Below are 19,720 nucleotides of genomic sequence, written 5' to 3' on the forward strand. Positions count from 1 at the left end.
AACGCCTGAAAGGCGCAAACCAATAGGGGGTCAGTTCCTCATGTCGCCGAGGGGTCAGTTCCGAATGTCGCTGGACACTGCCGATCGCGCCACAGGGCAAAGAACGCCTTCGCGTCGGCCTCGCTCAGCGACAGACGCGCCGCGACCCGGGGTGCGATGCTCCCGGCGATATCGAACAATGCGCTATAGAGATCGAATGTTACGAGCTTTTTCACGGTCGCTTGTCCCGAAGCTGCCAACTCAACGTGTGGAGCAGGATGCCCGCATCCGCACAATGGGGGAGCGTCTCAACGCATTCAAAGAACCGTTCGACGCGATTCTCGTCAAGGAGACCTTCGGCGCAATTGCGAAACTTGCCGCGAACCTCTTCGTCGCTCAACGGGTTGTGTGGACTGCCCCGATAAGCCTCGTTCGCCCAACGATTGAAGCGCCGGCCGTCTTTGGTGAAGAGTTCGACGCGCGAGCGGATGCGGTCCCAGCCCATGTCCTCGATCGCCTGATCAAAGCGGGTTTCGATCCTTTCCTGCATGGCTTGGCACTCCGCCGATAGAACGAATTCGTCGGTGAATTCGGCCTTGCCGGCCGCGCGCCGCAAAATGATCGCCGATAGCAGGAACGCGAAGGAGAACTTCCCCTCGAGCTCGCTCCTGGCGATGCGGTAGCGGATCGGCCCCAGGACGTTCTGGCCGGCATGCAGCGTCACCGCTTCCACGTCCTCGGCCGCGATGTCGTTTTCCGAAAGGAGCACGAGCATGGCGTCCATGCTCGGATGGGTCAGGACGCCGGATGGATAGGGTTTGATCGAGAGGCCGGGATCGACCATCGAGAATGGCTTGCCCAGGCGATCACGCACCAGCGAGGCATCGCCGCCGCGGCCGGCGACCGCCAGATAGCCCCACTTTCCGTCGAGCGCTTCCTCGTTGCCGGTGAATCCCTCGCGGGCTAGCAGCGCGGCGGTAACACCATTTTCCGCGGCGCGTCCCACATGCAGCGGCTTGGTCATCGTTCCGAAGCCAGCCCGCACGCCCGATGCCATCGAGGCTGCGATGCCGATCGCCTGCGCTAGGCGCACCGCGTCAAGTTCGAGGAGTTTCCCGGCGGTCACCACGGCCGCAAAGGTGCCGATGGTGCCGGAGGTGTGGAAGCCCTTCATGTAATGGTCCGGGTTGATCGCCTCGGCGATCTTGCAGGCGACCTCGAAGCCAGCGTTGAATGCGGTCAGGAAGCGGCGTCCATCGACGGGCTCTCCGGTCTCTTCGCGAACCAGGTCGCTGACGGAGAGCGCCGTGGCGAGCGGCGGCACCGTGGGGTGCATCAACAGGCCATAGGGGCGGCCGGGGCCCTCCGCCAGCTGCGTGTCGTCCCAGTCCATCGCATGACCGGCCGTGCCGTGCCAAAGGGCGGCTCTCGGAGCCGGGACGCGGACCGATGCATCGCCTAACAGCCGACTTTGTCCGGGCCCGCCTTGCGAGGCAATGAATCGCCCCAGCGGCGTCATGATCGGCTGCTCGCTGCCAGCGAGCATGACCCCACAGCCGTCAATCAGGCAACGCTTGGACAGACGCACGGCCTCATCCGGAAGGTCGGCGAAACGCAATCGTTGAACGAAGTTTACACAGGCCGTCGTCAGGCCGGTAAGATCGTCATCATCCGCCGTCATCGCTTCCATGACCGTCATGGGAATACTCTCCTCCAAAGTCTTTCACGATGTCGGTCGATCGCGAGGACATCGGTCGCCTGGCCGTTTCAGGAATAGCGGGCCCGCAGCTGAGGGTCGCGGTTGCGACGTGATCCGGCCATCACGTCGCGGTTTTGTCCTGAGGCGCTCGGTCGCCGTCGCCCGGCTCTTCCAGTGTCGACAGGAAGCGCAGCTTGGCGCGCTGAACGTGACGGAAAAATGCCTCATGCGCTCGGCTCAAATTGCCGGATGCGAGCGCATCGACCATCTCGCGATGCTCATAATTCGAGACCGAAAGCCCCTTTGCCTGTACCAGGGTGCGAGTGCGGCAAAGATGCAGACGGTCGACAAAGCTCTGATACTCGCGCACCAGCGTACGGTTGCCGGTCGAGGTGACGAGAAACGCGTGGAACGCCAGATTGACCGGGTAGTAGGCGTCGAAGTCGCCGTTCGCGGCATGCTCGTCCATCGTTTTCAGGAAGCCTTTCAGCTTCGATAGCATCTCGTCGGTCAGCTTGTCCGCCAGCAAGCGACCAGCCAGGCCGAAGATCGCGGAGCGCAGATCGTAGATTTCCAGCGCCTCGTCGACCGGAATTTCTCGCACGAATACACCCCGATTGCGGACGACGTCGACGAGCCCCTTGGCGTTGAGGCTTCGCATCGCCTCCCGCAATGGTCCACGGCTCATGCCGAAGCGGTTGGCGAGCTGGAACTCGTTAAGCCGTTCGCCGGGTCGCAACTTGCCGCCGAGGATCAGGCGTTCGATCTCCTTCTCAACGACGCTGGTCAGGGACGACGTCTTCAGGGTCACGAGTTCGCTGCTCTCGCCTGGATCTTCGGTTACCGACATGGCTTCAACTTCCCTGATTGTCTTCGCTTCGCCGCCTTCTACGCGAAATCAACGCGACTTCACAAAGAATCGGCGACTTTAAGCGGACAATTGCCGACAATTTCTGCCGTATCGGCTCGGTCCAAGCGCTGCGTGAAATTTCACGAGGCGGCCGCTTTTGCCTGGATGGTGGCGATTATGGCATCGATCATTTCGCGCTGCGTTCCTGTGCCCCGGATATCCCGCGTGCGGGTCGGCGGGGCCGACAGGGCATGGTCGATGCCTTGCTTCATCAACGCCGCCGCTGCGATGGCGGCCGGAATGTCGCGGCGCCGGCCGAGCCAGTCCAACAGCATCCGTGTCGATTCGATCATGGCGAAGGGGTTGGCGATTCCCTTCCCGGCGATGTCGGGTGCCGAGCCGTGGGTCGCCTGTGCCATCGCGATCGAGCCTCGGCCAATGCAAAGGCCAGGGGCCATGCCGAGACCGCCGACCAGACCCGCCGCCTCGTCGGTCAAGATATCGCCAAACATGTTGGTGGTGACGACGACATCGAAACTCTGCGGATCGCGAACGAGACGCATCGCCATGGTGTCGACGATGACCTCGTCGACCGCGACGTCGGGGTATTCCTCGGCGACTTCATAGCAACTGTCGACGAACATGCCGCAGCCGAGCTTGAAGACCGTGTTCTTGTGCACCAGCGTCAGGCGCTTCTTGCGGGATCGGGCGATCTCCAGCGCCGCCCGCGCCACCTTGCGGCTCCCCTCCTTGCTGATCACCCGAACGGAGATCGTCAGATCCTCCGTGGGGCGGAACTCGCCCGACCCCATGACGACGTTGCGGTCCGGCTGAAACCCCTCGTTGTTCTCGCGCACGATGACGAGGTCGATGTCGTCGCGGAGGCACCCGATATCGGGAAAGGAGCGGGTCGGGCGCACGTTGGCGAAGAGATCGAAGTGCTTGCGCAGGATCGGATGCGGATTGATGGCCTCGGGCACCTTCGGATAGTCGCGGTGACCGATCGGGCCGAGGATCCAGCCATCAAGCCCGCCTAGCGTTTCCAGTGTCCCTTCGGGCATGGTGTGACCGCACGTGTCGAGCGCGCGCCGGCCGATCGGCACAGCGGTCCAGTTGATGGGGAGGCCGGCAGCTTCGGCTGCGGCGCGGGCACCCTCGACGGCGGCGGGCACGATTTCGTGGCCGATGTCGTCGCCTTCGAGGATGCCGATCTTGAGGGTCTGGCCCATGGCAAACAACTCCTCGGTTACTCGGCGGCCGAGCGAACCGGACCGACGGCGGCCCGGCGGGCGACATCGGCCGCGTCGGCCAGGGTTTCGATCCGCCAGGCGGCATCGAGGATTTCGCCGGTTTTCGCCTCGCCGACGACCAGTTCCGACTGACGCGTGAACTTGTCGTTGAGCTGCTCGTCCGTCAGGGGGACGTCGCGGCTACCGATGGCGCGCTGGATGTGTTTGCGCAGGGTCGAACCGTCCTCGAAGGTCACATCAATGACAACGGACGCCTCGTGGATGCTCGGATCCGAAGCGGCCTTCACCTTGTCGCGAAGGGCAATGATGTCGGCACGGTTGACCAAGGCGTCGGTGAAAGCCGTCGGCGAACCGTCACGCTCAATAAGAGCGCTGGCGGCGGCGTGGTAGACGCTGAACTTGCTCTCGAGCCCGGTCTTCGGGCTTGTCTTGCCGGTCAGCTCCAGCACGAGGGGATGCGTCGTCAGTTGCACCGAGCGAATAGCGCCGACCTTGTCGCCGATCTCGTCGCGGATCTGCTGGCAGCCGTCGATGGTCGGGTGGATGACGATGCCGCATGCGAACGGCTTGTAGCTGTTGAGCGCGGCCTCCCACCGGGTGCCAAGGTCATCGAGAATCTCGCCGTAGTCCTGCTTGTCGGACAGGACATTGGCGAAACCGCGCGGCGCCTCGATCCCCTGCAACGAACTGTCGAAGCCGGCTTCGGCCAGAAACGCGGACATTGCGCCATTTTGCGCTGCCCGGCCCGGATGGAAGCTCTTGGTCATCGTGCCGAACATCTCGCGCAGCCCCGAAGACTGTGTCGCCGCCAAGCCCAAGGCCCACTGCATCTGCGTCGTATTCAGGCCGATGGCATGTCCGACCGCCGCCGCGGCGCCGAAGACGCCAGTCGTTCCGGTAATATGCCAGCCGCGGTCATAATGCTGCGGGTAGACGCAGTTGCCGATGCGGCATTCGACCTCGATGCCCACGAGCATCGAGGTGATCAGTTCACGTCCGCCCATCGGCCGCGTCTCGGCCAACGCGAGGAGGGCGGAGGCTACCGGGCCAGCGGGGTGGATGATGGTTTTCAGGTGGGTATCATCATAATCGAGGACGTGCGAGGAGATGCCATTCACCAGCGCGGCATGGAGGACGTCGAGCCTTTCCTCGCGCCCTAGGACGCCCGAGGTGCGCGGACCCGAGAACGCATCGACCGCCTTCAGCGCGGCGTCGACGGTCTCGTGCCGGGCGCCTCCGACGGCGCAGCCGACCCAATTGACGAAGGTTCGCACACCCTCTCGGCGTACCTCCTCGGGAATATCGTCATCTTGGACGGCCACGATCCATTCGGCCAGGATGCTGGTGACTTTGGGTGCGGTCATTGCTTCGGTCTCCGTAAGAATGCTTGCCGGCGGCGTTTGGACGTCCGGCGATGTGAGTGACTTTAGAGCAGCCCTTTGGCGATGCCGCCGTCGACATTGATGGCTTGTCCGGTGACATAGGAGGCGAGGGGGCTGGCGAGCCATGTGACCATGATCGCGACCTCGTCTGGATCCGCAAAGCGGCCGAGCGGAATCTCGTCGGAAAATTCTTTCAGGATCGTCGCCCGATCGGTTCCGCGCTCGGTGGCCATCTTGTCGGCCCGCTTCGTCCAGAGCGGCGTCAAGGTGCGGCCGGGCGCGACGCAATTGATGCGAATGCCGATGTCTGCGAATTCGCTGGCGAGCGTTTTGGTTAGGCCGAGAAGCCCTGCCTTGTGGACGTTCGAGACGATTTGGTGCGCATAGGGCATCTTCGAGGCGGCGGCGCCGAGCGTCACGATCGCGGGTTTGTCGCCAGCCGCGATCAGTGGACGCAATGCGCGGATTGCGCGGACCGTGGAGAGGATGTTGAAACTGTAGTTCTGCAGCCAGTCCTCGTCGGTGAGATCGGCGAAAGGCGAGCGGATGCTGCCGCCGACCGCGGTCACGAGAACGTCGACTGCCGGCCAGAGTGAGCTGGCGGCCTGGGCGATGATCTCGCCGGCCTCCGGTTCGGTGACGTCGACCGCGACGGTTTCGGCGCGCCGTCCGGAGCGCGCCTCGATTGCGCTGGCCGCTTCCGCCAGATTGTCGGCGCTGCGCGAGGCGATCAGGACATGTGCGCCTTCCGCCGCCATCTGCGTCGCGGCCGCACGACCAATTCCATAGGTGCCGCCGACCACCACGACGCGGCGGCCTTTAAAGCCGAGGTTCATGCTTGCTCCCCGTGAATTTCATGTAAAATCCGAAAACCGTGAGAATGGTCGAGGAGACGATGGCGATCCGCATGATGTGGAAGCCGGTAACCAATTCGGCGTCGAGATGCATGTATTGCGCGGTCAGCACCATCTCGGTCACCGCCGCCGGCGCCAGAGCCAGGAATCCGGTGGTGTAGGGAAGTCCCGTTGACGCGGACAGCGCCAGCGCGCCCAGCGCCGCGGCCGCGATCATGAAGAGCGACACCACAAATCCCGCCGCCGCGACCCTCGGAAGCCTCACGAGAATTTCGCGCTTGAACTGGCAGCCCAGCCAGGTCCCGATGGCGATCTGCGCCAGGACGATCAGTAATGGCGGTATCGCGAGGCTGAGGACACCGGACGCGCTGAGGATAAGGCCGAGGAAGATGGGGCCGACAAGCCAGGGATTGGGAAGCGGTGTCCGCTTGAGCGCGCGAGCGACCAGATAGCCCGCGCCGAGCATGGCGAGGACGAGTGGCAGGCTGTGGGTCATTTCGTCCGCTTGCGCTGCGAGAGTGCCCTGCGAACCGAACATGACCGCGAGGATCGGAACGAGGGATACGACACTCGACACACGCAGCGCGTGGACGATGGCGACCGCGTTCGGATTGCCGCCCTTTTCCTGCGCGACGACGGCCATATCCGCGACGCCCCCGGCCGCCGTGGCGAAGAACGCAGTGGTCGTGTCGACCGCCGCGAGGCGCTGGAAGATCACCGCCGCCACCATGGTGAAGACGACCACATAAAGCGTCGCGAGTACCATCGCGGGCAGTAGCGTAAGCAATGCCGCGAGGATCACGGGCGTGAACCGCATGCCGACGGAGATGCCAATCGCCACCTGGCCGATTTCCCTTCCCATCGGAACGAACGCCAGACGTACGCCTGCCGCCGAGATTGCCCCGCACACGAAGAACGGCCCGAGCATCCAAGGCAACGGTAGGTGGACAAGGACGGCGAAATACCCCGCGACCGCTGCGAGGATATAGGTGACGAGTATCCGAAGCCAGCTCCCGCCGGCCCGCCAGGGCGCACCCAACCACTTGCGAGGATGACTGCGAAACGAAACCCTGCTGGGCTGTTCGTCAAGTTTCACGAGGTCATTCACCGCGGGCTCAATCCAGTCGTATCGGACCGAAAGTTTGACCATCTTGTGCTTGCATGAGCCGCGCCGGCACCGAGACCGGACAGGATCCTAAAATCTGCCGGAGAAAGAAACCAGTCATCTGATGAATGCACATCAGTCGTCCTGTCGTTTGCGCCGCGAACCAGGACACCTCGCGCCTCATAGGCAAATCGGCGTCCTTGGAAATCCCATAGAAAGGCGCTGACAAAAATTGTCAACAGATTGCAGGATGGAGACGGGAGCGGATTCCCGCCCGTTTCTCCGTTTATTGCCGGACTTTTCAACAGAAATACAGATTCAGAGGATTATCGGAATTTCCATATGTGTCGACCCATCGGGATATTGTTGACAGTTCGTTCGGATGCCCCGTAAAGATAGAGGGACGCTGGCATTCGGCGTCGACCTTTTGGGACCGCTCAGGGAGGAGTCATGTCCACCAAATTCACACGTCGCGATACGCTGCGTCTGGCCGCTGGAGGGGCCATCGCAACAACCGCGCTCGCCGCACCGGCTATCGTCAGGGCGCAGTCGTCCTATCCCGATCAGCCGATCAACGTCGTCGTGCCATTCGACACCGGCGGCTACAATGACCGGCTGGCTCGCGCCTTCACCCCGTTCCTGCAGGAGCGTCTGGGCCAACCGCTGGTCGTCGTGAATCGTGGCGGCGCGGGCGCGCTGCTCGGACACACCTATTTTCTGCAGCAGCCCGACGATGGCTACAGCATCCTTTGCACCTCGGCAGCGCCCTACATACCGCTGAACATCCTGATCCAGGACGCACCCTTCAAGGTGTCGGACTTCCAGATGATCAACCTGCCGTCGCGCGACTACACGTTGATGGCGACGGAGGCGGGCAGCGATCTCGACTCCGTCGAAACCGTCATTGAAAAACTGAAGGCGGATCCGGGCAGCCTCAGCATCGGCGTCCAGCCGGCGTCGGCCGACTTCGTCAACCTGATGCTGTTCGCGGACGCCAATGGCATCGACCGCGAAGGTCTGCGCACCGTGACTTACGACGGTGGTGGCCCGGCCCGCAACGCGACCGCCGGAGGCGTCGTCGATATTGGGCTCGTTGGCGGGCAGGGTTTCCTGCCGCTCGCGGAAAAAATCCGTCCGCTGATGGTCTTCGACGACGAGAAGCGCGATGCGTGGGACGCACCGGCCTCGGCCGAGAAGGGGATGAGCGAGCACGTCGCCGGTTCGCAGCGGGGCTGGGCGGTTCAGTCCAGCATGACCGAAAGCCATCCCGATCGCTATCAGGTGCTCGTCGACGCGATCGAGGAAACATCCAAGGACCCGAAGGTCATTGAGACGCTGAAGAACCAGCAACTCGCCTGGGAGTGGTTCGGTCCCGAGGCATCGCAGGAAGCTCTGCGGCGGACCGCCGAAGTGATGGAGACGCATGTCGAGTTGCTGAAGGGCAGCTAAGAGGCCCTGCGACATAATCGGGCCGCAGCCGCTTCGGTGGTTGCGGCCGTTCTTTCACTTGAAAGCAGGGAGAGCGCGCGATGCGCAACGGCGCAACACGACGCGTCGTCGATTGGGGCCATCTCGGCTTTCTGGCTTTTATCGGCGGCGTCGTCCTCACCTATCTGTTCGACGCCAGGGCGGTTTCGCTAAAAATCAACAATCTCCTGCTTGTTCAGCCGGCGGCGATCATTGCGCTGGTATTGATTGCCTGCGTTCTGCCCCAGTGCTTCAAACGGCGATCCCTCGACGATGGTCGGATGACCTCCGATGCTAGAGCGCGGGAGAACGATCCGGCCATCGATCCGGATGCCGCCGGGCAACGGCGCGGCCTGATCAAAGTGGCCGCTCTGGCGGCACTACTGGGCATCTTCACCTATTTTCTCGAGGCGATCGGTTTCGACGTCGCGACCTTCCTGTTCATGGCTTTCGGCCTGGTGCTTTGCGGTGAACGCAAGTGGTGGGTGGTACTGCTGTTCAGCGCGGCATTCACGCTGTTCGTCGTCTACGGCTACAGCACCCTCGTGCCGTACCCGTTCCCAATGCGAATTCTTTGAGGCCGGCCGATGCTTGAGATGGATGCTCTGCAGTCGGCATTCGTTATCCTGACCTCGTCGTGGTCGGCGTGGGGGTGGCTCCTGCCGGGACTCTTGATCGGCCTGTTCTTCGGGGCGATGCCGGGGATCTCGATCACCATGGCCATGGCGATCTTCCTGCCCTTGACGCTCTACATGGATTTTCTGCCGGCGATCATCTTCCTGACCTCGATCTATACCGGGGCCGGCTTCGGGGGGTCGGTGCCGGCCATTCTGATGAACATTCCCGGCACATCCTCGGCGGTCGCGACGACTTTCGACGGCTATCCGATGGCGCGCCAGGGACGCCACAACGAGGCGCTGGGCGTGGCGCTTGCCGCGTCGGTCATCGGGACATTGTCGAGCTATGTCCTGCTCGCCTTCCTGATCGCGCCGGTTTCCATGCTGGTTCTCAAGATGGGCCCGCTGGAGATGTTCGTCGTCGCCGTCTGGGGGATGTTGCTGCTTGGATCGCTGGCCGGAACCTCGATCGCCCGCGGACTTCTGGCGGGCGTTTTCGGCGTTCTTCTGGGCACGATCGGCATGAACACCGCCGGCTTCATCCGCGGCACAATGGGGGTTCCCTGGCTACTCGACGGCATTCCGACCATCCCGGCAATGATGGGGCTGTTGGCGGCGAGCCAGCTCCTCAACCTCGTCAACGTGCACTATCTGATCGAGGACGAGGGCGCTCGCACGATCAGCTTCGCCCGCATCATCGCCGGCGTGAAGCTCGCGTTGCGCTACCCGACCATCATCGGCCGCGGCGCTACGATCGGCGTCCTCGTCGGTGCCGTGCCCGGCGTGGGTTCCTCGATCTCGAACCTGATTTCCTATTCCGAGACCAAGCGGAATGCCTCGGATGGCGATACGTTCGGCAAGGGCAACCCCAAAGGCGTGATCGCCGCAGAAGCCGCCAACTCGAGCTCCGAGGGTGGCGCGATGGCGACGATGCTGGCGCTTGGGATCCCGGGCGGCGGCGCCACGGCGATCCTTCTGGCCGCGTTCGCGATGCACAACATCGTCGGGGGGCCGAGCTTCATCGGCCAGAACAAGGATATCGTGTACGCGATCATCTTCTCGAACTTCGCCCAGGCAGTCCTGCTTCTCTTCGTCGGTCTCGGCTTCGTCTATCTCGCCAGCTCGATCGTCCGCGTGCCGTTACGCTTTCTGATCCCCAGCGTGCTGGTCGTTTCCGTCTTCGGCAGCTACGCGCTCACCGGTTCGTCGTCCGGGCCGATCACCCTGTTCTTGTTCGCCGTCATCGGCTGGGTCATGCTGCGCTATGATTACCCGGTCGCTGCGACGGTGGTGGGTCTGCTGCTCGGCCGGCTTTTGGAGACAAACCTCCTGCGCTCGTGGCAGATCAGTGGCGGTGACCCCGCCTATGTCCTTGAGCGTCCGGGCGCGGCGATAATTCTGGCGCTGATGCTGCTGTCGATCGGGCTAACGGGGCTGACGCGGTTCCGCCGCCGGCGCACGGCGGCGGTCACGCCGGAGGTCGGTTCCTGACACGGTCGGGGTCCGCGAGCCGAAACTCACGACGCTCGGCTTCGTCGAGTTGCGCGACGAGGCCCATCTCCCAGGCCAGATATTGGCGGGATGCATCGAGATTGCCGTCGTGTCGATCGTGGACGAAGCGGAGGAAGTCGATCGCCTCGTCGTCGCTGGGGATGGAAGGCGATGCCACCTCTCGCGCGCCCGCATCTAGGAGGGCCTGGTGGCCGCCGCCGACCACCGCTGAATCCGCGCGACCGAAGCCGGTGAGATCCCGGGCGGCTCCGGCGAGGACGGCGTCGTCGTCGGCGACCAGAAAAATCCGTCGTCTATCCTCTGCGATCGCCTGTTCCAGCCGCGCCCGCATCGCCCAGATGGCGCCCTCGACGTGGCTTTCGCGATAGGCTCGCGACTCCCGGAGGTCGATCAGCCGCGCAGTGCCGGAGTGGATCGTGTCGAGCGCTGCGCGGGCGTCCACAGCGGTTGGCGCGAACGCCGGCGACGGTTTTGGCGCGTGCCGATTTTCTACCGCGCGCAGCCCGGAATCGATCAGCGCGACCAGTGGCTCGTAGCCGAGCTGGCGCAGCCAGAACGCGGCGAGCCCGGCGCGGGCGCCGAGATCGTCGCAGAGCAGCAGCCTGGCGTGCCGGACGCCGACATACTGGTCGGTCGCCTGGACGAGCTGGCCGCTCGGCGCGTGCGACGCGAAGGCGAGCGGGTCGGCGACCGCCTCCGCCTCGGACCGCACGTCGAAGGCGAACGTCGTCCGCGCCGGATCAGCGAGGAGGTCCCGCACTTGGTCAGACGAGACCACGGGAATGCTCCACCGGTCGAGAAAGCCTGCTGCCAGCTGCCGGCTGGCGGTCCGCGATGCCTCGTCGAGCGGAACGAACGGCTCCGCCGCTACGCCGCGCTCCAGATCGAACCCTGCCAGCGCCCAGCCCTGGGTGCCGTTCTCGAGCGCGTAGACCGGTCCGGCGTGACCCATCAACTTCAACCCGATTGCGCCGACGATGCCGCGCGTTCGTCCGGCGCAGCCGACGACGATCGGCTTGTCGTCGGGCAGGCCAAGCGCCGCCAGACGATGGGCCAATTCGCCATTCGGGAGGCAGATGGCGCCCGGGACGTGCATTTTTGCGAACTCGCCCGGAGGTCTGGCGTCGAACAGCGACACGGCGTCCGCGTCGGTCCACTCAACCAGCCTTTCCGGTGCAACGACGTCCGGGCGCCATTGGTGCTCGGCCAGTTCGCCCAGTGTCTTGGAGGGCACATTGACGCCCTTGAACAGAGTGAAGCCGGCCCTGCGCCAGCCGGGCGCTCCGCCCGCCACGATCGCGATGTCGACGTAGCCGAGACCGGCAAGCCGGTCGGCGGCCGTTTTCGCGATGCCATCGCCGTCATCAATCAGGAGCAAGGGCACGTCCGTCTGCGGCACCAGACGGACCACTTCCTGCTCGAGACGGCTATAGTGACAGGGGACGGCGAAAAGCGGATGCCCCTCGCCGAACTGTCCCGCTTCGCGGATGTCGAGAAAGGCCATTTCCTTACCGGAATGGACAAGAGCTTTCGCGGCTTGAGGGTCAATAGTGCGGATCATTCGGCGTAGGGCTCCGGCTCATTGCCCTGAAAAAACGCACGGAAGGCTGGCTCGACAAGATCGGGGCGGTGCTCGGCCGGGTAATGGCCGGTCGGGATACTGTGGCCGCGAAGATCGTCGCACCACTCGCCCCAGGCTTCCAGCGGCCGGAAGTGGCGGCCGCAATGGCTGTTCGACCCCCAGAGAACGAGGACGGGACAGGCGATCTTGCGTTTGCCGTGCTCGCTCGTGTCCAACGGAAAATCGACCCCGATGGTGGCGCGATAGTCCTCGCAGACCGCGTGGATCTGTTCGGCTGTCGCACAGCGCTTGTATTCGGCGATGGCTTCCGGCGCGAAGATCGACAGCCCGACACCCTTCTTGTTGAGTTTGTAATCCATGTAGTAGCCGAGGTCGGCCGACAGCAGCTTTTCGGGGAAGGGCGCCTTCTGCGCCATGAAGAACCAGTGATAGCTCTCCATCCCCCAGCCCAGCGAGACCTTGGAGAGGACGTTGTAGGTCGGAACGATGTCGAGCGCCGCGAGCCGCGTGATCCGCTCGGGCCGGTCGAGCGCCATGCGGAAGCCGACGCGGGCACCGCGATCGTGGCCGGCGACGGCGAACGTTTCGTGGCCGAGCGCATCCATCACCTCGAAGACGTCTTCTCCCATGGCGCGGAAGCCGTAGGCCGCGTGGTCTTCGCCTCCGTCCGGCTTGGAGCTGTCGCCATACCCGCGCAGATCGAGGGCGACGACGGTGAAATCACGCGCGAGCGACCCGGCTATCCGGTGCCAGCTGAAGTGGGTGAGGGGGTTGCCATGCAGGAGGACGAGCGGCGGACCTTCGCCCGCGGTTGCGACGTTGATCTCGGCGCCCCGCGTTGCGACCCGCATATAGGAAAAGCCAGCGAGCGGGCCGTCCCTTTCCGCGTTTGCGACTGGAGGATTGGGCTCTTGCATGCAGACAAACTCCATTGTCGACAATATCGCTCGTATCAGGCCGAAGCCGCTTGCCACGAAGAGAAGTTCCGGCGACTAACTTCCTCTGAAGTCTATCGATAAGGCTATACGGCAGCTGGTGCAATTGTCGACACTTGACAATAACGAGCCGCCCGCGAATGGTGTCGATGGGAGATCGACTGGACTTGCTCCGCTCGACGAACAGGGAGGATGATGATGATCGTGAATTTGAGAGCAGCCGTGTTCGCTGCGGGCCTTGCCATGACCGTGGGCCATGCGTCGGCGCAGGACTATCCCGTTGATACGGTGACGCTGGTCACCCATTCGAGCGTCGGCGGAGGCAGTGATGTCTTCCTCCGCGAACTCGCCAAATATCTCGGTCCCGCGCTTGGGGCCAATGTCGTGGTCGACAACGTCAAGGGTGGCTCCGGCGCCAACGCGATGGCGCATTTGGCCGCGTCGCCCGCCGATGGATCGGTGCTTTACGCCACGACGCCGACCTTCATCTATACGTCGCTGCTGTCCAATCCCGAGGCGACCTACAAGGATCTGGAGCCGCTGGTGAACGTCTTCTCCGATCCCGAGGTTATCTACACGTCCGCCGACAGCGAATTTCAAAACCTCGGCGACGTGATTGCCAAGGCCAAGGACAGTCGTGGAACCTGGGGCGCGGCCAATCCCGCGTCGCTCGAGCGGCAGTTGCTGGAGCGGCTCAAGACAGCGGCCGGCGTCGATGCCGCCGTGGTGACTCACGAGGGCGGCGGCGACATGATGATCAACGTTCTCAACGGCACGCTCGACATCGGCGTCGGCGAGGTGCAGGAACTCAGCTCGCAGTTGGAGGCCGGCCAGGTTCGTATTCTCGCGACCTTCACGGAAAATCGGCTGGACAGCTATCCGGATGTGGAGACCGTCTCCGAGGCGGGTTACGATATCGTTGCCCGCAAGTTCCGCGGACTCGCCGGGCCGAAAGGCCTGCCCGACGACGTGATCGCCGCGTGGGAGAAGGCGATCCCGCAGCTTCTGGAGGACCCTGAGTACAAGGCCGCCTACAGCAAGGCCAGCCTGCGGCCGGAATACATTCCCCATGCCGACTATGTCGAATTCATCCAGACCTTCGCCAATGAGACGGAGGCCTTCCTGAAGGAATCCGGCGTCATCCAGTAACAAGACCGGTCGAGGTGGCGCTCCGCGCCGCCTCGGGCCCGCGGGCCAGGAGATTGTCTTGAATTCACGGGATTTCGTTGGCGGGATCGCGGCGATCGTGATCGGGTCCGGTTACCTGATGATGACGCTGGATATCCGGGCGAGTGCGCTCGACGATACGGTCGGACCGGCAGGGTTGCCGCGAACCCTGGCCATATTGATGATCGCGCTCGGCGTGGTTCTCTGCCTGAATGCGATCATCGTCGACCGCCGCTGGCGAAAGGCCGGCCCGGTCTCCGATGAAGGCGCTACGGCGGAGGCCGGGGGAATCGGCATCGGCGGCGTCCTCAAGGCCGGCGGACTACTTGTCATTGCCGCTGGCTATCTCGTCGCCGTACGCCCGCTTGGTTATCTGCCGAGCGTTTTCGCGCTGATCGTGGCCGCGTCGCTGTATGGCGGCGTGAGGTTGAGCTGGCGCGTTTTCGCGATCGCCGCGGGCGGCGCGATTTTCTACTGGCTGTTGTTCGTATTTGCGCTCGGTATTCCCCTTCCTGCTGGCCAATTATGGTTGCAGCTTCGCCAGTCGGTGTTGTGATGGATGTTCTTTCGCAATCGCTCGACGTGCTGCTGACGACGCCGGCTGGATTGTTCGCAATCATAGGCGTCGCATGGGGGATCCTCGGCGGCGCGCTTCCGGGCCTGTCGCCGTCGATCACCATGGCGCTGCTTTTGCCGTTCACCTACAGTCTTGACCCGGCTTCGGCGATCGTGCTGCTCGCCTCCACGTATATCGGGGCTGAATATGGCGGCTCGATACCGGCCATCCTGATCCGCACGCCCGGGACCAACGCCGCGGCGGCCACCGTCATCGACGGCTTCGAGATGAACCGCCAGGGCAAGGCTGGGCTGGCGCTTGGCATCTCACTCTATTCGGGCGTTCTGGGGAGCCTTGTCGGTCTGGTTATGCTCGTCGTGCTCAGCGAGCCACTGTCGAGTGTGGCGCTGTCATTCCGCCCACCGTCCTATTTCGCGCTCGGCATCCTCGGGCTCAGCGTCATTGCCTCGCTGTCGGGCGGTTCGCTGGTCAAGGGCCTGATCGCCGGAATCTTGGGCATGATGGTCGCAACCATCGGGACCGATCCGGTTACCGGCGGCAACCGCTTCACTTTTGGCACCGCTGATCTTCTCGGCGGCATCGAGCCGGTGCTCATCATGGTCGGGCTCTTCGCGGTGAGCGAGCTTCTGGTCCAGACGGCGCAAAGAGGCGAAAATCTGCGGGTCGAAAGTCGCGCGCGGATTCAGTTTCCCGGCCGCAAGCTCGCCGCCCGGCTCATCCCCTCGCAAATGATTGGCAGCGTCATCGGAACCTTCGAGGGCGTCATGCCGGGCGCGGGGGGAACCGTCGCCTCGTTCATGTCCTACAACGAGGCCCGGCGCTGGTCGCGGCACAAGGACGAATTCGGCAACGGCTCCCCGGAAGGCATCGCCGCGCCCGAGGCCGCCAACAACACCGTGGCGGCGACGGCGATCATCCCTCTACTGTCCTTTGGCATACCCGGATCAAACTCGACGGCGATCCTGCTCGGCGGATTCCTGATTCACGGGATCACCGTCGGACCGATGATCTTCATCAAGTCGGCGAGCACCGTCTATGGACTGTATGGCGGGATGTTCATCGCGTCCGTTTCGCTGCTGTTCATCGGCATGGCGATGATGGGGCCGTGCATCTGGCTGGTGAACAGGCCGCGCGCCTATCTCAATGCCTTCATCCTGGCGCTGATCTTCTCCGGCGTCTTCTCGATCCACCAGAGCCTTTTCGACCTCGTGATCGTGCGGGAGGCGGGCGTCGTCGGCTTCGCGATGCGCCTTCTCAAATTTCCCTTCCTGCCAACGGTGCTGGGGCTCGTCCTCGGTTATCTGGTCGAAAGCAATTATCGCCGTTCCCTCGTCCTGTCGGGTGGCGATCACGCGATCTTCCTGACCGATCCGATCTCGCTCGGCTTTCTCGTCGTCGCGGCGATCTTCATCGTCGGGTCGCTGATCAGGCCGCTGATTACATCGTGGGCCGGCCGTCGCGCGAGCGCAACGTAAGCGAGGTGGCACAGGCAGATGGTCCTTATCGAACGGAGTATGCCATGACGGACGCCACCATTTCGGAGCGTCTCGCGAACTGGGGGGCCGGGCTGTCTCTCGCCGACGTTTCCCCCACGATGATCGCGACAACCGAGGCGATTCTCGTCGACGTGGTCGGTTTGTGCCTTGCCGCGCGACGGTCGGACTACATTGGCGCGGTTTTGACATCGGCGGAGCAGGGCGATCATGTCGCCATCGGCCATGCCGGTCGCTACACCGCCGCCGATGCGGCGCTGATCAACGGGACCGCCGCCCATGGTGAGGATTTTGACGATACCTTCGAGGGGGGGCCTGTGCATTCGGGCGCTGTCATCGTCCCGGCGATCCTCGCCGTCGCGGAACGTGAGGCGCTGTCCGGTGACCAGGTCCTGCTGGGCATGGCGGCCGGAATCGAGCTGCTGTGCCGACTCGGCCTCGCGGCGCCGAAGGCGATCCATCGGGCCGGCTTCCATCCGACCGCCGTCCTCGGCTCGCTCGCCGCGGCGTTCGCGGTGGGCGTCGCGACACGGACGGACGAGGCTGGTCTTCGCAATGCGCTCGGCATTGCCGGCTCGACCGCCTCAGGGATCATCGAATATCTCGGCGACGGAAGTTGGACGAAGCGCATGCATGCCGGCTGGGCGGCACAGTCCGGCATGCGAGCAGCATCGCTTGGCCGGGCGGGGTTCGTCGGACCGCGTGCCGTGATCGAGGGAGAACACGGGTTCTTCAAGGCGTTCGCGCCGTCGATCGATCCGCTCTACGACAAGATGATGGATCAGATAGGCGAGCGCTGGGTGGCCGAGAGGATCACCTTCAAGCCATATCCCTGCGGGACGATGGTGCAGCCTTATATCGATTGCGCCATCAAGCTGCGCGAGCAAGGCGTGCCCGTCGAGCGCATCGCCAAGATCCACTGTCTGACGTCCGACGGCTATGTGCACCGGCTCTGGGAGCCGCTCGATCTGAAGCGCCGGCCGCCGACCGACTACGCGGCCAAGTTCAGTCTGCCTTTCGGTGTAGCACTCGGGCTCCAGCGCGGTCGCGCCGGCCTCGAGGACTTTTCGGAGCAGGCGATCCGGGACGAGTCGCTGCTTCGTCTCAGCCGCCTCGTAACCTACGAGATTGATCCGGAAGACCCCTATCCGGCGCGGTTCACCGGCCATGTCCGCGTCGAAACCGAGGACGGGGCGGTTTTCGAGGCAAGACAGGATCACATCCGGGGAGGCGCGGAGGCGCCGCTGAGCCGCGACGAGATCGAGGCCAAGTTCCTGGTCAATGCCCGCTATGGCGGAATGGAGGGAGCGGAGGCGATCCTTGCACATTGCGCCAACATTCTCCGGGCCACCCACAGTGCGACCGCGATCGCGCGGCTTGCCGACGTATGAGGATCAATCGACGGGGGATCAGATATGAGTGAGCGCAAGCTGGCGGGCAAAGTGGCCCTGGTGACGGGGGCATCGCGCAATATCGGCCGGGAGATCGCCGTGGCGCTCGGCCAGGCGGGCGCGTCGGTCGTCATCCACGCCGCGCGGGACCGCGCGGCTGTCGACGAGACGGTCGCCGCCGTCGAGGCCGCGGGGGGCAGGGCGACGGGGGTGACCGCCGACCTTTGCGACCCGGCGAGCGCCGCGACGATCGTCGCGGCGGCGCAGACCGCGTTCGGACGACTGGACATTCTCGTCAACAACGCGGCGATCCGGCCCGAGGCCAGGATCGACGACCTGACTTACGAGAACTGGCGACAGGTGATGGCGGTCAATCTCGACAGTGCCTTCCTGATGACCAAGGCCGCGCTGCCGCTGCTGCGTTCGAGCGATGCCGGCGTCATCTGCAATATTGGGGGGCTCACCGCCCATACGGGTGCGCCGCATCGAGCCCACGTCATCGCGGCCAAGGCCGGGCTCGTCGGTCTGACCAAGGCGCTGGCGCACGAATTGTCGCCCGAGGGCATCACCGTGAATTGCGTGTCGCCGGGCCTCATCGCGACCCAGCGGGCGGCGAGTGGCGGCGGGACGCCGAAGCATCACGAGACGCGGACCAATCTCGTCGGCCGACGGGGCCTGCCTGAAGAGATCGCCGCGGCGGTGCTTTATCTTTGCGGACCCGACGCGCGCTACGTGACGGGCGAGACCCTCCACGTCAACGGCGGCGCCTACCTTTCGTGACCATCCGTTCGTCGCTGGTCGTCGCCGGCGGCTTCGCGGCCTCCGCGGCGATGGGGTGGATCTTTCACTGGCTCGGTCTGCCGCTTGCCTGGATCTTCGGATCGATGCTGGGCGCTGCGATCTATGCCAACAGCGTGCCGGGCATCGGCCGCACGCAGCTCGTCCGGCGTGGCGGACAATTGCTGATCGGCTCGTCGGTCGCCTCCGTCCTCGACGTCGCGACGATCTACGACGTGGCGAGACTGCTGCCGGTGATGATGGGGGCGGCGCTGGCGGCGAACCTGGTGGCTGTCGCGATTTCCTTGCCGCTCGCGCGTTTTGCCGGAGTCGATCGACTGAGTGCACTGCTCGCCGCGCTGCCCGCCGGCATGGCGGAGATGTCTTCGCTCGCCGCCGACCTCAACGCCCGCGCCGACTTCGTCATGGTCGCGCACAGCCTGCGGGTGGTTCTGGTCGTGGTCACCGTGCCTCTTCTCATCGGCCTCGACGTCGATGCGGTCACCGCGGTCGCGCCGCCGGTCGGGGGAAGCAACGTGGCGCTGGCGGTCTGCTTCGTCCTGGGCGTTGGGGCGGCGTTGCTCGCGAGCCGCCTCGATCTTCTCAACCCCTGGATCATCATGCCGATGTCGGTCGGCGTCGCTTTGGTGCTGGCCGGCTACGCGCTGGCCCCGATGCCGCGGCCGCTGCTGATCCTGGCGCAGATCGCCATCGGTTTCTCGCTGGGAATGCGTCTCAGGCGGGAGGATCTGTACCGGCTGCCGCGGGCGACCCTTGCCGGGCTTGGCGCAAGCCTGACACTGGTCGTCGCCATGATGATATTGGCGGCGTTCGCCCTGCCGGTGTTCGCTGAGCTCTCGTTTCCGACGCTCGCGCTGGGCGTCGCGCCCGGCGGCCTTGGGGAGATGATCGCCACGGCGAAGGCGCTGGGCCTGGCCTCCGCGACGGTCGCCAGCTTCCAGTTCGTTCGCTCCTTCATGACCAACCTCTTGGCGCCGTTGATCATCGTGCGGCTGATGCGACGCGACGGCAGCCGCAAGTAGCCGCCACCGTCCGGATTTTGTGATCGCTTCCGCGAAAAGG

17 protein-coding genes are annotated in these 19,720 nt (G+C 64.3%); 9 read left to right on the forward strand and 8 right to left on the reverse strand.

Going from position 1 to position 19,720, the window contains the following annotated elements; translation table 11 throughout:
* Positions 1-211 precede the first annotated feature (211 nt).
* From MJ956_RS04590 to MJ956_RS04615, 6 genes are all read right to left on the reverse strand, one after another.
* Positions 212-1,678, reverse strand: coding sequence for an MmgE/PrpD family protein (locus MJ956_RS04590; protein WP_253963302.1), 1,467 nt, complete (start codon positions 1,676-1,678; stop codon positions 212-214).
* Positions 1,679-1,799: 121 nt separating this feature from the next.
* Complete coding sequence (locus MJ956_RS04595; protein WP_253963303.1) at positions 1,800-2,528, reverse strand: FCD domain-containing protein; 729 nt, start codon at positions 2,526-2,528, stop codon at positions 1,800-1,802.
* 140 nt (positions 2,529-2,668) lie between these two features.
* Positions 2,669-3,757, reverse strand: coding sequence for an isocitrate/isopropylmalate dehydrogenase family protein (locus MJ956_RS04600; RefSeq protein ID WP_253963304.1), 1,089 nt, complete (start codon positions 3,755-3,757; stop codon positions 2,669-2,671).
* Positions 3,758-3,774: 17 nt separating this feature from the next.
* Positions 3,775-5,142: an MmgE/PrpD family protein gene (locus MJ956_RS04605; RefSeq protein WP_253963305.1), complete on the reverse strand. Its 1,368-nt coding sequence runs from the start codon at positions 5,140-5,142 to the stop codon at positions 3,775-3,777.
* A gap of 62 nt (positions 5,143-5,204) precedes the next feature.
* Positions 5,205-5,996: an SDR family NAD(P)-dependent oxidoreductase gene (locus tag MJ956_RS04610; RefSeq protein WP_253963306.1), complete on the reverse strand. Its 792-nt coding sequence runs from the start codon at positions 5,994-5,996 to the stop codon at positions 5,205-5,207.
* Entirely contained in the window at positions 5,980-7,053 is a 1,074-nt protein-coding gene (locus MJ956_RS04615; protein WP_253963356.1) for an AbrB family transcriptional regulator, read from the reverse strand. The genes MJ956_RS04610 and MJ956_RS04615 overlap by 17 nt, the downstream gene beginning before the upstream one ends.
* A gap of 516 nt (positions 7,054-7,569) precedes the next feature.
* Here MJ956_RS04615 and MJ956_RS04620 point away from each other — a divergent pair.
* The 3 genes from MJ956_RS04620 to MJ956_RS04630 all read left to right on the forward strand — a co-directional run bounded on the left by MJ956_RS04620 (position 7,570) and on the right by MJ956_RS04630 (position 10,694).
* The gene (locus tag MJ956_RS04620; RefSeq protein WP_253963307.1) at positions 7,570-8,568 is read left to right on the forward strand and encodes a Bug family tripartite tricarboxylate transporter substrate binding protein; all 999 of its coding nucleotides are present in this window, start codon (positions 7,570-7,572) and stop codon (positions 8,566-8,568) included.
* An 80-nt stretch (positions 8,569-8,648) separates the two neighbouring features.
* On the forward strand, positions 8,649-9,164 hold the full coding sequence (locus MJ956_RS04625; RefSeq protein WP_253963308.1) for a tripartite tricarboxylate transporter TctB family protein: 516 nt from the start codon (positions 8,649-8,651) through the stop codon (positions 9,162-9,164).
* An 18-nt stretch (positions 9,165-9,182) separates the two neighbouring features.
* Positions 9,183-10,694: a tripartite tricarboxylate transporter permease gene (locus MJ956_RS04630; RefSeq protein ID WP_253963309.1), complete on the forward strand. Its 1,512-nt coding sequence runs from the start codon at positions 9,183-9,185 to the stop codon at positions 10,692-10,694.
* Here MJ956_RS04630 and MJ956_RS04635 read toward each other — a convergent pair.
* Both MJ956_RS04635 and MJ956_RS04640 read right to left on the reverse strand, forming a co-directional pair.
* Entirely contained in the window at positions 10,672-12,276 is a 1,605-nt protein-coding gene (locus MJ956_RS04635) for a rhodanese-like domain-containing protein (protein WP_253963310.1), read from the reverse strand. The genes MJ956_RS04630 and MJ956_RS04635 overlap by 23 nt on opposite strands.
* Complete coding sequence (locus MJ956_RS04640) at positions 12,273-13,214, reverse strand: alpha/beta fold hydrolase (protein ID WP_253963311.1); 942 nt, start codon at positions 13,212-13,214, stop codon at positions 12,273-12,275. Before MJ956_RS04640 ends, MJ956_RS04635 begins: the two co-directional genes overlap by 4 nt.
* Positions 13,215-13,430: 216 nt before the next feature.
* Between MJ956_RS04640 and MJ956_RS04645 the strand changes: the two genes are divergently transcribed.
* From MJ956_RS04645 to MJ956_RS04670, 6 genes are read left to right on the forward strand one after another with little or no spacing between them, the layout of a single operon-like run.
* Positions 13,431-14,381, forward strand: a complete 951-nt coding sequence (locus MJ956_RS04645) for a Bug family tripartite tricarboxylate transporter substrate binding protein (RefSeq protein WP_253963312.1) — start codon at positions 13,431-13,433, stop codon at positions 14,379-14,381.
* A 58-nt stretch (positions 14,382-14,439) separates the two neighbouring features.
* On the forward strand, positions 14,440-14,955 hold the full coding sequence (locus MJ956_RS04650) for a tripartite tricarboxylate transporter TctB family protein (protein ID WP_253963313.1): 516 nt from the start codon (positions 14,440-14,442) through the stop codon (positions 14,953-14,955).
* Positions 14,955-16,451 carry a tripartite tricarboxylate transporter permease gene (locus MJ956_RS04655; RefSeq protein ID WP_253963314.1) on the forward strand — a complete coding sequence of 499 codons (1,497 nt, stop codon included), beginning with the start codon at positions 14,955-14,957 and terminating at the stop codon, positions 16,449-16,451. The genes MJ956_RS04650 and MJ956_RS04655 overlap by 1 nt, the downstream gene beginning before the upstream one ends.
* A 44-nt stretch (positions 16,452-16,495) precedes the next feature.
* Positions 16,496-17,860, forward strand: a complete 1,365-nt coding sequence (locus MJ956_RS04660) for an MmgE/PrpD family protein (protein ID WP_253963315.1) — start codon at positions 16,496-16,498, stop codon at positions 17,858-17,860.
* Between the two features lie 24 nt (positions 17,861-17,884).
* Positions 17,885-18,640, forward strand: a complete 756-nt coding sequence (locus MJ956_RS04665; RefSeq protein ID WP_253963316.1) for an SDR family NAD(P)-dependent oxidoreductase — start codon at positions 17,885-17,887, stop codon at positions 18,638-18,640.
* A complete protein-coding gene (locus tag MJ956_RS04670) occupies positions 18,637-19,680 on the forward strand; it encodes an AbrB family transcriptional regulator (protein WP_253963317.1) in 1,044 nt (347 codons plus the stop codon). Before MJ956_RS04665 ends, MJ956_RS04670 begins: the two co-directional genes overlap by 4 nt.
* Positions 19,681-19,720 lie beyond the last annotated feature (40 nt).

The organism is Aurantimonas marianensis (genome assembly GCF_024195285.1).
Lineage (GTDB): Bacteria > Pseudomonadota > Alphaproteobacteria > Rhizobiales > Rhizobiaceae > Aurantimonas > Aurantimonas marianensis.

Excerpts from the sequence above, each read along its gene's own strand:
- MJ956_RS04590 (WP_253963302.1), bottom strand. The coding sequence starts at position 1,678 with ATGACGGTCATGGAAGCGATGACGGCGGATGATGACGATCTTACCGGC.
- MJ956_RS04595 (WP_253963303.1), bottom strand. The coding sequence starts at position 2,528 with ATGTCGGTAACCGAAGATCCAGGCGAGAGCAGCGAACTCGTGACCCTG.
- MJ956_RS04600 (WP_253963304.1), bottom strand. The coding sequence starts at position 3,757 with ATGGGCCAGACCCTCAAGATCGGCATCCTCGAAGGCGACGACATCGGC.
- MJ956_RS04605 (WP_253963305.1), bottom strand. The coding sequence starts at position 5,142 with ATGACCGCACCCAAAGTCACCAGCATCCTGGCCGAATGGATCGTGGCC.
- MJ956_RS04610 (WP_253963306.1), bottom strand. The coding sequence starts at position 5,996 with ATGAACCTCGGCTTTAAAGGCCGCCGCGTCGTGGTGGTCGGCGGCACC.
- MJ956_RS04620 (WP_253963307.1), top strand. The coding sequence starts at position 7,570 with ATGTCCACCAAATTCACACGTCGCGATACGCTGCGTCTGGCCGCTGGA.
- MJ956_RS04625 (WP_253963308.1), top strand. The coding sequence starts at position 8,649 with ATGCGCAACGGCGCAACACGACGCGTCGTCGATTGGGGCCATCTCGGC.
- MJ956_RS04630 (WP_253963309.1), top strand. The coding sequence starts at position 9,183 with ATGGATGCTCTGCAGTCGGCATTCGTTATCCTGACCTCGTCGTGGTCG.
- MJ956_RS04635 (WP_253963310.1), bottom strand. The coding sequence starts at position 12,276 with ATGATCCGCACTATTGACCCTCAAGCCGCGAAAGCTCTTGTCCATTCC.
- MJ956_RS04640 (WP_253963311.1), bottom strand. The coding sequence starts at position 13,214 with ATGCAAGAGCCCAATCCTCCAGTCGCAAACGCGGAAAGGGACGGCCCG.
- MJ956_RS04645 (WP_253963312.1), top strand. The coding sequence starts at position 13,431 with ATGATCGTGAATTTGAGAGCAGCCGTGTTCGCTGCGGGCCTTGCCATG.
- MJ956_RS04655 (WP_253963314.1), top strand. The coding sequence starts at position 14,955 with ATGGATGTTCTTTCGCAATCGCTCGACGTGCTGCTGACGACGCCGGCT.
- MJ956_RS04660 (WP_253963315.1), top strand. The coding sequence starts at position 16,496 with ATGACGGACGCCACCATTTCGGAGCGTCTCGCGAACTGGGGGGCCGGG.
- MJ956_RS04665 (WP_253963316.1), top strand. The coding sequence starts at position 17,885 with ATGAGTGAGCGCAAGCTGGCGGGCAAAGTGGCCCTGGTGACGGGGGCA.